The sequence below is a fragment of the Bacillus sp. 22483 genome, from assembly GCF_052044605.1.
GTDB lineage: Bacteria > Bacillota > Bacilli > Bacillales > Bacillaceae > Bacillus > Bacillus altitudinis.
The window spans coordinates 70,876-84,302 of the sequence record NZ_JBQENU010000009.1 but is presented as its reverse complement, the minus strand read 5'-3'; the positions used below and the strand labels follow the sequence as shown (position 1 = coordinate 84,302).

Below are 13,427 nucleotides of genomic sequence, written 5' to 3'. Positions count from 1 at the left end.
TGAGGTGACAAAGGCATGACGATCAAACGCGCATTAATCAGTGTTTCCGATAAAACAAATCTTGTACCTTTTGTGAAAGAACTAACAGAACTTGGAGTTGAAGTGATTTCAACTGGTGGTACACACAAACTTCTTCAAGAGAACGGCATTGATGTCATTGGTATTTCTGAAGTGACTGGCTTCCCAGAAATCATGGACGGACGACTCAAAACGCTTCATCCGAACATTCACGGTGGACTGTTAGCAGTGAGAGAAAACGATGAGCATATGGCACAGATCGAAAAGCACGGCATTCAGCCAATTGATCTTGTCGTTGTGAATCTATATCCATTCAAAGAGACCATTTCCAAAGACGATGTCACGTATGAAGAAGCGATTGAAAACATTGATATTGGCGGACCGGGTATGCTTCGTGCTGCTTCTAAAAACCATCAGGACGTCACTGTGATTGTAGACCCGCGTGATTATGATTCTGTCGTTCAACAAATCAAAGAAGGCGGCGTCTCACTAGAGAAAAAACGTGAGCTTGCAGCAAAAGTATTCCGTCATACAGCTGCTTACGATGCCCTGATTGCGGATTACTTAACGAACTTTGTTGGCGAAACAGAGCCAGAACAGTTCACAGTCACATTTGAGAAAAAGCAATCTCTTCGTTATGGAGAAAACCCGCACCAAGCGGCGACGTTCTATGAAAATGCGCTTCCAAGCAAAGGCTCTTTAGCTACTGCAACGCAATTACATGGAAAAGAACTTTCCTACAACAACATCAAAGATGCAGATGCTGCTCTTCAAATTGTACGTGAATTTACGGTGCCAGCGGCTGTGGCTGTAAAGCATATGAACCCATGTGGTGTTGGGACAGGGGAAACGATTGCAGAAGCATTTGATCGTGCATTTAAAGCAGATGAAACATCTATTTTCGGCGGCATTGTGGCGCTTAATCGTGAAGTAGACAAACAAACGGCTGAGGTGCTCCATACGATTTTCTTAGAAATCGTCATCGCACCATCGTTCAGCCAAGAAGCACTTGACGTGTTAACAGCGAAAAAGAACCTTCGTCTACTAACATTAGATGTAGAAGCAGATCTTGGGAAAAAAGAAAAGCAGCTGACAAGTGTTCATGGTGGATTGCTCGTTCAGGATATCGACACATACGGCTTAGAGGAAGCAACGATCTCTATCCCAACGAAAAGAGAGCCGACTGAAGACGAATGGAAAGACTTAAAGCTCGCTTGGAAAGTCGTCAAGCATGTGAAATCAAATGCCATCGTTCTAGCGAAGGATCAAATGACAGCAGGTATTGGTGCTGGTCAAATGAACCGTGTTGGCTCGGCTAACATTGCGATTGAGCAAGCAGGTGAAAAAGCGAAAGGAAGCGCACTAGGATCTGATGCGTTCTTCCCAATGGGCGATACAGTGGAAGCTGCTGCAAAGGCAGGCGTCACAGCGATCATCCAGCCAGGTGGTTCCATTCGTGATGAAGAATCAATCCAAAAAGCAGATGAATACGGCATCGCCATGGTCTTCACTGGCGTTAGACATTTCAAACATTAAGGGGATGACAGTGTGAACGTATTAATTATCGGCAGAGGTGGAAGAGAGCATACCATCGCATGGAAAGTGAATCAAAGCGAACTTGTCAGCCAAGTATTTGTCGCACCCGGCAATGATGGAATGACAGACGCTGCGAAGCTTGTCCCAATCGACGAGGGCGATCATGAGGCGTTAATTCGTTTTGCAAAAGACAATAACATCGGTTTAACAATTGTCGGTCCAGAGGTTCCTTTAATTGCAGGTGTCGTCGATGCATTTGAAGAAGCAGGACTCAAGGTATTTGGACCGAATGCAAAAGCCGCAGTCATTGAAGGCTCAAAAGAATTTGCAAAAGACTTAATGAAAAATTATGAGATCCCGACAGCCGCTTACGCCACTTTTACATCGTTTGAAGAAGCGAAGGCATATGTGGAAGAAAAGGGTGCCCCAATTGTCATTAAAGCAGATGGGCTTGCCGCAGGAAAAGGCGTGACAGTGGCAATGACGCTTGAAGAGGCGATCAACTGCCTTCATGACTTTTTAGAGGATGAAAAGTTTGGCGATGCGAGTGCATCGGTTGTCATTGAAGAATTTTTAACAGGTGAAGAGTTTTCTCTGATGGCCTTTGTCAATGGAGAAAAGGTGTATCCGATGGTGATCGCACAGGATCATAAACGGGCATTTGAAGATGACAAAGGACCAAACACCGGCGGGATGGGCGCTTATTCACCGGTTCCACAAATTTCTGATGAAGTCGTACAAAAAGCGGTGGAAGACGTCGTCAAACCAGCAGCTCACGCGATGGTGCAGGAAGAGCGTTCGTTTACAGGCATTTTATATGCAGGCTTAATGCTGACACCAGAAGGCTCAAAAGTCATTGAGTTCAATGCACGCTTTGGCGACCCTGAAACGCAAGTAGTGCTCCCTCGCCTTGAATCAGATCTAGTCCAAGTCTTCCTAGACATTCTAGATGGAAAAGATGTGGACTTGCAGTGGAAAGACACAGCCGCTGTCAGTGTCGTTCTTGCATCAGAAGGATACCCGGAAGACTACGCAAAAGGCACACCAATCGGTGCTTTGCAAACAACGGTCTCTGATGTCGTCACCTTCCACGCAGGAACAAAAAAGGAAAACGATCAATTCGTCACAAATGGCGGCCGTGTAGCAAATGTGACCGCATTTGACGACACATTTGAAGCGGCAAGATCAAGAGTGTATGAAGCGGTTGAAGAAATCATTCAGCCAGGTTTATTTTATCGCCGTGACATTGGCGCCCGTGCGCTGAAGGCAGCGGGGAAAACTACATGATTATACTGGACTCTCTCACTATGTGAGTGGGTCTTTTTTTATATTATAAAACTCACAGATAAACCTTAAAATTACTTTAAATGTATAAAAAAACCTTTTTATTTTCATTTTAATGTTATAAATTTAATATATTACAAAGGGAGGTATAATAATGAAAAAAGTGATTTCATCAGTTCTTCTAGTTCTCGTATTAGTAAGCTCAGCTTTTGCTATTCCTGCACCAACTTCTGCTAAAGAATTTGGTTCTATCAATCTTAATAAGGTCCATAATTTAGGTAAAACAGGAAATACCAAAATTGAAAAAATTTCATATGATCAATATGTTAAGGAAGTATCCAAATCAAGGGGTATCTCTAAGAAAGAAGTTCAAAAATCTTCTACAAATTTATCAAAGAAACAATTTAGTACAGCTGCAACAAAATACAGTATGCATAAAATGACAATTGTTCAGGATGTAGGTTTTTTATATCAACCTAAAGTTCAAATTTATGCTTGGACATATGCGAGTGGATCATTTGTACAATTTAAATATATTGAAGATATAGACTTAGACAGATATTCTAGCCTTGGTTCAAAACATTTTGCTGGTAAAGTTAAAGCAAAAATAACTTCTCCAACTGCTATTTGGTGGTATGTAAATGGAGACTTCTATAATAATGGAACCACTAATGTATCAATAAGTGGAAGTGGTTCTGCAGCAGTAAAAGGGGTAACAGTAACTGGTAGTTTCTCAGTTTCTAAATCTTCAAATCATTACAAATATTGGAATAATAGTGGTACTAAACATCGTTAATTATAGAAATTATTTTCTGGAATTTTCGAGAAAATTGGTTTAATCAAAACACCTTTCTATCTGACGAGATGGCAAGGTGTTTTTTCTTCTTTTGATGATTAGAAGGGATATAGCCCGAATTTGGAGAAGTGTTATTGGATGACCCATTCACGAGGAGGCAACATGGAATTTAAGGCAATTATTCTCTTTGCAATATTCATGATCATTTTATTTCTCATAAACATAAATAACATTATGTTATTTGCCATTAAACACAATAAAATGAAAAAAGCTTCAGCCATTAGTTATATGATCCTATCCATTTTTTCTGGCATTGCTATTTCTTCATTTTTAATTTGGAAGTTTTTCATTAGCTAAGAGGGGAATGAGTGTATGGTGCAATTGAAGAAACTTGCAAACGAGCGTTTTTCTGCTTTGATCTGTATGGATCCATTCAATGAGCGAATTCGTTTGGATGACTATAGCGGCAGGGTGCAGGATGTGATTCAGTCCGTGCTTCAGGAAGCGGCGGACTGCAAGGCGTCTAAGGTTATTGTAAAAGTAAGGCGCGAGCATATGCCTCTTTTTTTAGCAAAAGGCTTTCGGCTTGAAGGCGTGTTTTCTCATTATTTCCTCGGAAGTGATGCGTACGGCATGTCGCTCTTTCTGACCGAAGATCGAATGAACAGCCCATTTTGGCTGAAGGAAGATGAAATCGTTGCGTCTATTCAAGAAAAGCCGATGAAAAAAGACCAAGGCGTGTGGCAAGATGAGTATGTGATGAGGAAAGCTGGTCCAGAGGATGTGCACAAGCTGGCAGCGCTCTATGATACGGTCTTTGAAACGTACCCCACGCCAATGAACGAGCCAGATTACATCCAAAAGGTAATGGAGGAAGGGACGGTTTTTTATGCCGTTGAACATGACGGTCAACTTGTAAGTGCCGCATCCGCTGAAATCAATGTGCTGTATGGTCATGCAGAATTAACAGATTGTGCAACCCTTCCCACATACAGAAAACTAGGATTCATGCATCATTTGATTCTAGCCCTCGAACAAGAGCTTCAATCCATGCACATTTATGTCTTTTATTCTCTCGCCCGTGCACTGTCCTATGGAATGAATCAAGTATTTTATCAGCTCGGGTATACATACACCGGACGCTTTCAAAACAACTGCTATATTTTTGACAAAATTGAAGATATGAATCTATGGGTCAAAACGCCAAATGAATCATGAAATGGTTCTCATCTGATCAAGCAGACCAGATAGGCGGTACGCCATGATACTCAGCTGCAGCTTCATCCGATCATCAGTGGATTTGAGGCTGCAGCCTGTTCTCGTTTCAATTTGTTTCAACCGGTAGCTTAACGTATGCCGGTGAATAAACAATTCCCCCGCTGACTTTTGAATATTTTCATTGTGTGCCAAATACACTTCGAGTGTATGAATGAGGTCAGCTCCTTGTTTTTTTGTATAAAGCAGCGGGCTTAACAGCTCCACATAAAAGTCATGCAAATTCATTCCGGCTTCGTTCATTTCAAGCAGCATCCCATATAGGCCGAGCTTCTGATAATGAATGATGCTGTCATCTGTTTTCAAAAGAGGAAGAAGCCTTGCTGCATACTGGGCTTCTTTTGCACTTTTAGCAAAGAGACTGATCTGGTCGTAGGCTCTTCCAATGCCAATCACAATGGGATGGACGGGGAAAAAATAAGACCAAGTACTGCGGCATTCTTCTGATGCACGATACCAATTTGTTTCTTGATATGTGTTTTTTCCTGCGGGTGTCAGGACGAAAATGGAATCAAGCCTTGCCTTTAATAAAAAAGGAATTTGTCTGCGTTCAAAAATGGATGTGAGCAATTGGGATAGGCGCTGCACCATTTGATGATCGAGCTGTGTGTGCTGATGCTGAAATTGAAAGTAGATGACGACTTGTTCTTCGCTCATATCATATTGCAGCTTTCTTGCTTGTTCGATGACATAGCTTTCTTCTGTGTATTGCTGCTGCAACATATCATCCAATAAATGCCCCTGCATTTGGTTTTCTGTATCTTGAATGGCTTTTTGTTTCAACCATTCAATCGCATACACCGCACCGGCATGCTCAATGGCGATGGCATCGAGATGGTGCCACGTCTCTTTTTTCTTTAACGCCACAATGAACCCGAAAATATCCCCCATTGCAATCACAGGGCATGCGGCTAGAACAAACGCACCATATGTGTCATAGACGAGCCGGCCTTTTTCCTCTGCCTGCTTGAGCAAAGAAGAGGTTTCAATCGGTTCGTCATCTGTTAGAAAGCCAAAAGCATGAGAATAGGTCACTTCGTCTGTTTCGAGATGAGCTGCTGTTTGGTGCAAAAACACATCCAGTACGACGATATTTGCCGCTGTGAGATGTGCCAGTTCATCTGTAATTTGCGTGACATTTTTATTGCTCACATTTAAATGGGTCAGTCTTTGATGAATCGCGGAAGAATATTTGAGCTGATGGAGCTGACTGCTGACGATTTGTTCTAGAACGGCTTTTGTGATGTCTGAAAAATTGACATGGGGCGGAATCTCGATGAGCGGAATACCGCTATTTTCGGCGGCTTCAATGAGTGATGCGGGAATTTCCGTTAAGTACACGCCTTTATAAATGGCAATGGCTGAAAGACGATGAGATTGAATCAATTTTTCAAGCCGGATGCGTCTTTCTTTATTTTCTGTCAGCCCAAATCCAGTTGTAACAAGTAATTCTCCTTCGGAAAGTCTAGATGTGTCCTCAATAATTTCCACAATGGTCACCCACTGGATAAGACGATCCAGTCCATTTTCTCCAGCAAGCAGTTTGGTTTCTTTCATCATATCGAGCGAGAGTGCATCTTTGACGAGAATCGCCATAGACTCATGACCTCCTTTTGAACACTCTTATACACCATGTATAAAAAACACGTGTGAAATTCGGGCATATGGCGAATGGAGGATGACTGCCCTCTTGATTAAGCTAATCTTATACCAAGTATACAAAATTTTCTTGCGATTCATGTAAAAAGAAAAGTGCAGCTGCTGACAAGAGAGGGAGGAATGACAAAGTGGAGACCCGGGATTACTTAATCAAACCGATGTTAAATCAGCAATATCCTGTGGCTGTGAGAGGAGAGGGGATTTACTTATATGATCGGGACGGAAAAAAATATATAGATGGCTCATCAGGGGCAGTCACGGCAAGTATTGGACATGGCATACAAGACATTATTGATGCGATGACGGAGCAAGCGAACAAGGTGAGCTTTACGTACAGGTCACAATTTACGAATGAACCAGCGGAAGAACTAGCGTATGAATTGAGTACACTTTGCCCAGGTGATCTGAACTGGTCTTTTTTTGTAGGAAGTGGTTCAGAAGCAACGGAGACTGCTATGAAAATGGCGATACAGCATTGGCAGGAGCAGGGGAAGACGGAAAAAAATCATATCATCTCAAGATGGATGAGTTACCACGGCATTACATTAGGGGCGCTGTCGATGTCAGGTCATATTGCAAGGAGAGAGCGTTTTGAACCACTGCTTGAAAAGCACCCAGTGCTGTCTCCGCCCTATAGCTACAGGTCATGGCTGCCAAAGGAAGACAGCAAGCAGGTCGAGTGGTATGTCCAGGAATTTAAAACCGTCATCCAGCGTATAGGAAAAGAGAGGATTGCCGCATTGATCGCCGAACCGATTGTTGGCGCAGCGGGAGCGGCGCTCCTGCCGCCAGACGGTTATTTCGAAGCGATGAAGCGTGTCTGTGAAGAAAACGACATTTTAATGATCGCAGATGAAGTCATGACGGGCTTTGGACGAACTGGAAAAATGTTTGCGATGGAACATTGGGGCACGGTACCAGATATCATGGTTCTTGGAAAGGGAATGAGCGCAGGTTATTCTCCAATCGCAGCAGTTGTCTCAACGGATCGTGTGATGGCACCGATTATCAGCGGCTCCGGCTCTGTCATGGCAGGGCACACATATAGTGCCAATCCGCTTTCAGCAGCCGTTTCATTAGCGGTCATTCGATATATGAAAAAGCATCAGCTTCCCGACCGGGCTGATCTTTCTGGGCGATATCTGATGAATGCTTTAAAAGATCTGCAAGTAAATCATTCCATCATAGGAGATGTGAGAGGGAAGGGATTGCTTATTGGCATTGAGTTTGTCGCAGATCGTTTATCCAAAACGCCATTTCCTGCACATGCTCAGATAACCAATCTCGTCGTTGAAACGGCAAAACAAAATGGACTGCTGGTGTATCCAGCAAGCGCTGGAGAGGATGGAGTCGGAGGCGCAGCGGTTATGATCGCACCGCCGCTTTCCATCACACAGCAGGAAATGGATGAACTCATTGATTTATTCGGGCAGACCATCACACAAGTCGAACAAGAAGTGATCAATCGAGGGTTTTTCCCATCTGCTATGTAAGGAGGAACGAACATGAACAAAACTGTGGGTTTGGATGAAGTGATGACGCGATTAAAAGATGGCATGACCATCATGTTTGGCGGATTTGGCGGCGTGGGTTCACCACCATCGTTGATTGATGCCATTTTGGAAGCAAATATTCAAGATCTGACATTGATCGGAAATGATGCAGGTTTCCCGCAAATTGGTGTGGGCCGGCTCATCACAGAAGGAAGAGTGAAAAAAATCATTGCCTCTCATATCGGCTCAAATCCCATTGCCGGACAGAAAATGCAAGCTGGTACATTAGACGTTCATTTTTATCCGCAGGGCATTCTTGCAGAAAAAATCAGAGCAGGCGGAATGGGTCTGGCGGGCATTGTGACAGATGTTGGGATGGATAGCCTGAATCTCGATGAGAAACAATTGGTTGAGCTGAATGGGAAGAATTATATGTTAGAGCCTGCGCTCACAGCGGATATTGCCATCGTCAATGCCTACAAAGCAGATGAAGTGGGAAACCTGATTTTTGATAAAAGCGCACGGAATACAAACCCGATTGTGGCGATGGCAGGAGACTGGACCATTGCGGAGGCAGAAGAAATTGTGGCAGCAGGGCAGCTCGATCCAGAGGAAATCGTGACGCCAGGCGTATTTGTGAATCAAATCGTGCAATCAAAAGGAGTGAACTGGACATGGGCATGGGAGACATCGATTTAAGACACCGCATTGCCAAAAGAGCAGCACAAGAAATTGAAGATGGCATGATTGTGAATCTTGGGATCGGCATTCCGACCCTAGCAGCAGATTACATTCCTTCACATTACGAGGTGTGGCTGCATGCAGAAAACGGCATTATGGGGGCAGGAGCCTCGCCTCTGCAAGGGGAAGAAGATCCGAATTTGTGCAATGCCGGTGGTTTTCCCATTACGTTGACAAAGGGCGGCTCGTACATGGACAGTACGACTGCTTTTGGCATCATCCGAAAAGGCATGCTGGATATGACGATTTTGGGTGCACTTGAAGTAAGCAGCCAAGGGGATCTTGCCAATTGGATTGTACCGGGGAAAAGAGTACCGGGTATGGGCGGAGCGATTGAGCTGGCGCAAAAAGCGAAAAAAGTGGTCGTGGTGATGAGCCATCTGGATAAACACGGTCGATCTAAAGTGAAAACGGCTTGTTCATTGCCATTAACCGCTAAAGCGTGTGTCGATTTGATTATTACGGATATGGCGGTCATTGAGGTCAAGTCTCAGCTGCTCATTTTACGTGAAGTCATGCCGCCATTTCAGCCGGAAGATGTCATCAGGGCGACTGAAGCGCCATTAATTTTAGCGCCTGATGTCAAATCTGTTGTGTAGAAAGGATGAACGACTTGCAGCCAATGACACGTATCAGAAACTGGATGAAAGAGCATCAGGATGAAGCCATTACGCTTCTTCAGCAAATGGTGCAATGTGACAGCACCCAAGGAAATGAAGAAGACGTGCAGCAGATCGTGGCCAATAAACTGTCCGCCATTGGCTTTGATGTAGACGTTTGGGAAATTGGCGGCGATGAATTACTAGAGCATCCTTATTTTTATTCCCCGCGCCGATCTTTTCAAGGGAGTCCCAACGTTGCTGGGCGATTGAAAGGAAAAGGTGGAGGCAAATCGATTTTATTAAACGGGCACGTAGATGTGGTTCCGGCAGGAGATACGAATCAATGGACATATCCACCATACAGCGGGCATATCATAAACGGGAGACTTTATGGACGCGGGGCAACAGATATGAAAGGTGGAAACGTTTCTTTACTCTTTGCGCTTGAGGCACTGCATGCGCTTCAGATTCCCCTGAAAGGAGATGTGGTGTTTCATAGTGTCGTCGAAGAGGAAAGCGGCGGAGCAGGCACACTTGCAGCGATATTGAAAGGGTACACAGCGGATGCTGCCATCATTCCAGAGCCAAGTCATATGAACATTTTTCCGATTCAGCAAGGATCAAAGTGGTTCAGGCTGCATATTAAAGGAAGGGCAGCTCATGGCGGAACAAGGTATCACGGTGTTTCTGCTATTGAAAAGAGCACGGTGGTCCTTTCTCATATAGCGGCACTAGAAAAAGAAAGAAATCAGCGAGTGACGGAGCCGTTGTTTCAGCATATCCCGATTCCAATTCCAATCAACATTGGGAAAATTCAAGGCGGTGATTGGCCGTCCTCTGTCGCAGATCTTGTCACAATGGAAGGCAGGCTTGGTGTGATGCCAGGTGAGACAGTTGAGCAGGCAGAGAAGGAATTAGAAAATTGGATGACTGGACTCGCTGAAAAGGATGATTGGTTTCAAGAACATCCTGTGGAGGTGGAGTGGTTTGGTGCTAGATGGCTTCCAGGGTCAATCGACTCTGATCACCCGCTTTTAGGTCTATTGAAGGAACAATATGAAGAGGTCATGCAGCACCCGCCAAAGGTGGAAGCCGCCCCTTGGGGGACAGACGGCGGATTACTGTCACAAGCAGCGGATATCCCCATCATTGTGTTTGGACCTGGAACGACAGAGCTTGCCCATTTCCCGAATGAATCCATTGAGATCAAACATGTGATTGAAGCAGCAGAAATCATTGCTGGTACGTTGGTCAAATGGTGCGAAGCAGCGGAATGATTCACACACAAAAAAAGAAGGCTGTCTACTCAGCCTTCTCCAGCGTGCAGATAAACCCTCGCATTCGCCCGCTGGTCTGTGCGCCAGTGCTCACGAATGTAACATTCGCTCCGCTCCGGTGCTCGCCCTTCCTAGACTTCAAAGGTTTTCATGTCACGCTGAAAGGAAGACAAAGGGCTAAAATAAAAATCATTTTAGCCCTTTGTCAACAATCTGACGAAGGCTGTCTACTCAGCCTTCTCTTTATGTGTATTCTGCTGTTCACATATATAGGTCACTGGACAAAAACGAAGAATACCAGAACCCAATTTTAATCCGCCGAGCATGATGCCAAAAAGCAGCATTTTACTCCATGGTTTTCGAGTATATAAGGATCCAGCTACAGTACATATCGTCATTCCGCAGGCAATTCTCATGAGTGCTTCCATTAAGCCAAGATTAGGTTTCATTGCAAGTGATTCTCCTTTTTTAAATTATTTTAAGTGTGATTTCAAGAAATTGTAACGTTTCATTAATGCGTAACGTGGTTCGTTATGTTACGATAGGGCTAATACAAATGAAGGAGAGTATGTGAATGTCCGAACGTACTTTTAATTGGAGAAACAATGACATCCGCACACAAATCGATGTAGTCGACTCAAAAATAGTTCCAACACTCCTTTTAACGAATGGACTCGTGCTAAACCCGTTTTTGAAGCAATGGGTGAAGGCAAATATTTGGATACATGATGATCGAATTGTTTATGTCGGAGCAGAGCTTCCTCAAAATAAATCAGCTAAACGTGTGATTGATTGTGAAGGTAAATACATTGTGCCGGGGTATATTGAACCTCACGCGCATCCGTTCCATATTTATAATCCCCAATCACTTGCAGAATATGTGTCTCAATTTGGCACAACAACGATGGTCAGCGATAACTTATTTCTTCTTTTGCAAAGCAATGAAAAGAAAGCGCTTTCCACTCTATGTGAATTAAAAAAGCAGCCATTTCAGTACTTCTGGTGGTCCAGATACGATCTTCAAACCGAGGTCAGGTATGAAGATGAGATGCTTCCTATTAACTATCGGAAAGAATGGATTGATCATCCCGACGTCCTTCAAGGCGGCGAATTAACGAGCTGGCCAAGATTAATGGACGGCGATGATCTCATTTTATATTGCATGCAAGAAACGAAGAAGCAGAGAAAACGAATTGAAGGGCATTTCCCTGGGGCTTCTGAGAAAACGCTAACAAAAATGAAGCTGTTTGGAGCGGACAGTGATCATGAAGCAATGAATGCAGACGATGTGCTCAAACGCTTGTCTCTAGGTTATCATGTGTCCTTGCGTCATTCTTCCATCCGCCCAGATTTAGTGAACATTTTAAGGGAATTGCATGAGCGTGACTTTAGGCACTACGATCACTTTTTCTATACAACAGATGGATCAGCGCCTCACTTTTATGAAGAAGGCATGATCAATCGTCTCATTTCCATTGCCCTTGGAGAAGGCGTGCCTACTATTGATGCGTACAATATGGCGACTTTTAACATTGCGAAATACTATCAAATTGATGACTTATTAGGCGTGGTCGGTCCTGGCCGATTGGCTTCTTTGAATATTTTAGATGATCCGATGAATCCAAATCCAGAAACGGTGATTTCTAAAGGGGTGATCCTTAAATTAGAGGGGGAGAACCAGCATCAATTCCAAGAGACAAAATGGGAAAATGGCGGGCTTGAACCATTAGATTTAAGCTATGACCTGACGATGAGTGACCTGCAATTCTCAATGCCGCTTGGTGTCAAAATGCGCAATGCTGTCATCATGGAGCCTTATACAGTGGAGATTGATAACTCTGTCAACCAGCTGTCCTGTGACCATGATCAAAGCTTCTTCAGTTTGATTGATCGAAAAGGCGAGTGGCGCGTGAACACAATGTTAAAAGGATTTGCAAACAAGGTGCAAGGCTTTGTCAGCTCATTTTCAACCACTGGTGACATTTTAGTGATTGGGAAAAATAAAGATGATATGATGCTTGCTCATAAGCGAATGAAAGAAATTGGCGGTGGAATTGTGCTCACAGAAAACGGGAAGATTTTGCATGAAATCCCGCTGCAATTATCAGGCTGTGCATCAGCTGAACCGTTTGAAACGGTTCTTCAGCAGGAGCAAACGTTACGAGAGCTACTCATTGAGCGAGGGTATCCATTTGACTGCCCGATTGATACACTTGTCTTTTTCCAAAGCACACACTTGCCGTATATTCGAGTGACACCAAGAGGAATATTTGATGTCATGAAAAAAACTGTACTCTTTCCGTCTATAATGCGTTAAAATATAACAGAGTGGAGCTGTATCATATTTGCTAGATTTCTGACCGCTGTTATAGGGCAGGAGTAAGCAAGAGATCTCTTCGCTGCTAGATATGGTGACAAAGCATAGGGCTTTGACATGACGAATGAAGTGCCCAATTGTAAAATGAATCTGTCGGTTACGCTGGCCGACCAACATATTTTGAATAATTAAGCAAGGCGGGGCGCAGGTTTATCGTCTCGCCAAGCTTTCTACACATACTGTTTTTTAGGGAAAGACTTAACAGAGCAGAAGTGTTCTAGATATCGGAGACAAACAAGTTTGTCAGATTGTCGCACAAGGAATATGACAAAACTTGTCGAATTTGTTTACGATAAAGAAGCTTCGGCTTACGAAAGAACCTGATGGCATTTTCAGCGTAGAACCAAACCTGTCATGATTCGTTCAAAG

Annotated in this window: 11 protein-coding genes; 9 read left to right on the top strand and 2 right to left on the bottom strand. The window is 43.7% G+C overall.

Going from position 1 to position 13,427, the window contains the following annotated elements; all coding sequences use genetic code 11:
- Positions 1–15: 15 nt before the first annotated feature.
- The 4 genes from purH (at position 16) to ablB (ending at position 4,852) form a co-directional block, all read left to right on the top strand.
- Positions 16–1,554, top strand: a complete 1,539-nt coding sequence (gene purH / locus ACTJJQ_RS14155) for a bifunctional phosphoribosylaminoimidazolecarboxamide formyltransferase/IMP cyclohydrolase (RefSeq protein ID WP_440600307.1) — start codon at positions 16–18, stop codon at positions 1,552–1,554.
- Between the two features lie 12 nt (positions 1,555–1,566).
- On the top strand, positions 1,567–2,841 hold the full coding sequence (gene purD, locus ACTJJQ_RS14150) for a phosphoribosylamine--glycine ligase (protein WP_440600306.1): 1,275 nt from the start codon (positions 1,567–1,569) through the stop codon (positions 2,839–2,841).
- Positions 2,842–2,992: 151 nt separating this feature from the next.
- Positions 2,993–3,634 carry a hypothetical protein gene (locus ACTJJQ_RS14145; RefSeq protein WP_071167948.1) on the top strand — a complete coding sequence of 214 codons (642 nt, stop codon included), beginning with the start codon at positions 2,993–2,995 and terminating at the stop codon, positions 3,632–3,634.
- Positions 3,635–4,006: 372 nt separating this feature from the next.
- On the top strand, positions 4,007–4,852 hold the full coding sequence (gene ablB / locus ACTJJQ_RS14140) for a putative beta-lysine N-acetyltransferase (protein WP_138278180.1): 846 nt from the start codon (positions 4,007–4,009) through the stop codon (positions 4,850–4,852).
- Here the strand turns inward: ablB and ACTJJQ_RS14135 are convergent.
- Positions 4,847–6,505, bottom strand: a complete 1,659-nt coding sequence (locus ACTJJQ_RS14135) for a PucR family transcriptional regulator (protein WP_440600305.1) — start codon at positions 6,503–6,505, stop codon at positions 4,847–4,849. The genes ablB and ACTJJQ_RS14135 overlap by 6 nt on opposite strands.
- Positions 6,506–6,696: 191 nt before the next feature.
- On the opposite strand from ACTJJQ_RS14135, the gene ACTJJQ_RS14130 reads away from it, so the two are divergent.
- From ACTJJQ_RS14130 to ACTJJQ_RS14115, 4 genes are read left to right on the top strand one after another with little or no spacing between them, the layout of a single operon-like run.
- Entirely contained in the window at positions 6,697–8,061 is a 1,365-nt protein-coding gene (locus ACTJJQ_RS14130) for an aspartate aminotransferase family protein (protein ID WP_019743752.1), read from the top strand.
- A gap of 12 nt (positions 8,062–8,073) precedes the next feature.
- Positions 8,074–8,760, top strand: coding sequence for a CoA transferase subunit A (locus ACTJJQ_RS14125; RefSeq protein ID WP_008344277.1), 687 nt, complete (start codon positions 8,074–8,076; stop codon positions 8,758–8,760).
- Positions 8,736–9,401 (top strand): 3-oxoacid CoA-transferase subunit B, encoded by a 666-nt coding sequence (locus ACTJJQ_RS14120; protein WP_017359811.1) that lies wholly within the window; start codon positions 8,736–8,738, stop codon positions 9,399–9,401. The genes ACTJJQ_RS14125 and ACTJJQ_RS14120 overlap by 25 nt, the downstream gene beginning before the upstream one ends.
- A gap of 14 nt (positions 9,402–9,415) precedes the next feature.
- Complete coding sequence (locus ACTJJQ_RS14115) at positions 9,416–10,681, top strand: peptidase (RefSeq protein WP_178929632.1); 1,266 nt, start codon at positions 9,416–9,418, stop codon at positions 10,679–10,681.
- 227 nt (positions 10,682–10,908) lie between these two features.
- Here the strand turns inward: ACTJJQ_RS14115 and ACTJJQ_RS14110 are convergent, their stop codons facing one another.
- A complete protein-coding gene (locus ACTJJQ_RS14110; protein WP_440600304.1) occupies positions 10,909–11,130 on the bottom strand; it encodes a YgaP family membrane protein in 222 nt (73 codons plus the stop codon).
- A 125-nt stretch (positions 11,131–11,255) separates the two neighbouring features.
- Here ACTJJQ_RS14110 and ACTJJQ_RS14105 point away from each other — a divergent pair, with 125 nt between their 5' ends.
- Complete coding sequence (locus tag ACTJJQ_RS14105) at positions 11,256–12,998, top strand: adenine deaminase C-terminal domain-containing protein (RefSeq protein ID WP_178929631.1); 1,743 nt, start codon at positions 11,256–11,258, stop codon at positions 12,996–12,998.
- Positions 12,999–13,427 lie beyond the last annotated feature (429 nt).

What these genes read in the sequence shown, in the direction of transcription:
- purH (WP_440600307.1), top strand. Translation starts at nt 16, where the DNA reads ATGACGATCAAACGCGCATTAATCAGTGTTTCCGATAAAACAAATCTT.
- ACTJJQ_RS14145 (WP_071167948.1), top strand. Translation starts at nt 2,993, where the DNA reads ATGAAAAAAGTGATTTCATCAGTTCTTCTAGTTCTCGTATTAGTAAGC.
- ablB (WP_138278180.1), top strand. Translation starts at nt 4,007, where the DNA reads ATGGTGCAATTGAAGAAACTTGCAAACGAGCGTTTTTCTGCTTTGATC.
- ACTJJQ_RS14135 (WP_440600305.1), bottom strand. Translation starts at nt 6,505, where the DNA reads ATGGCGATTCTCGTCAAAGATGCACTCTCGCTCGATATGATGAAAGAA.
- ACTJJQ_RS14125 (WP_008344277.1), top strand. Translation starts at nt 8,074, where the DNA reads ATGAACAAAACTGTGGGTTTGGATGAAGTGATGACGCGATTAAAAGAT.
- ACTJJQ_RS14120 (WP_017359811.1), top strand. Translation starts at nt 8,736, where the DNA reads ATGGGCATGGGAGACATCGATTTAAGACACCGCATTGCCAAAAGAGCA.
- ACTJJQ_RS14110 (WP_440600304.1), bottom strand. Translation starts at nt 11,130, where the DNA reads ATGAAACCTAATCTTGGCTTAATGGAAGCACTCATGAGAATTGCCTGC.
- ACTJJQ_RS14105 (WP_178929631.1), top strand. Translation starts at nt 11,256, where the DNA reads ATGTCCGAACGTACTTTTAATTGGAGAAACAATGACATCCGCACACAA.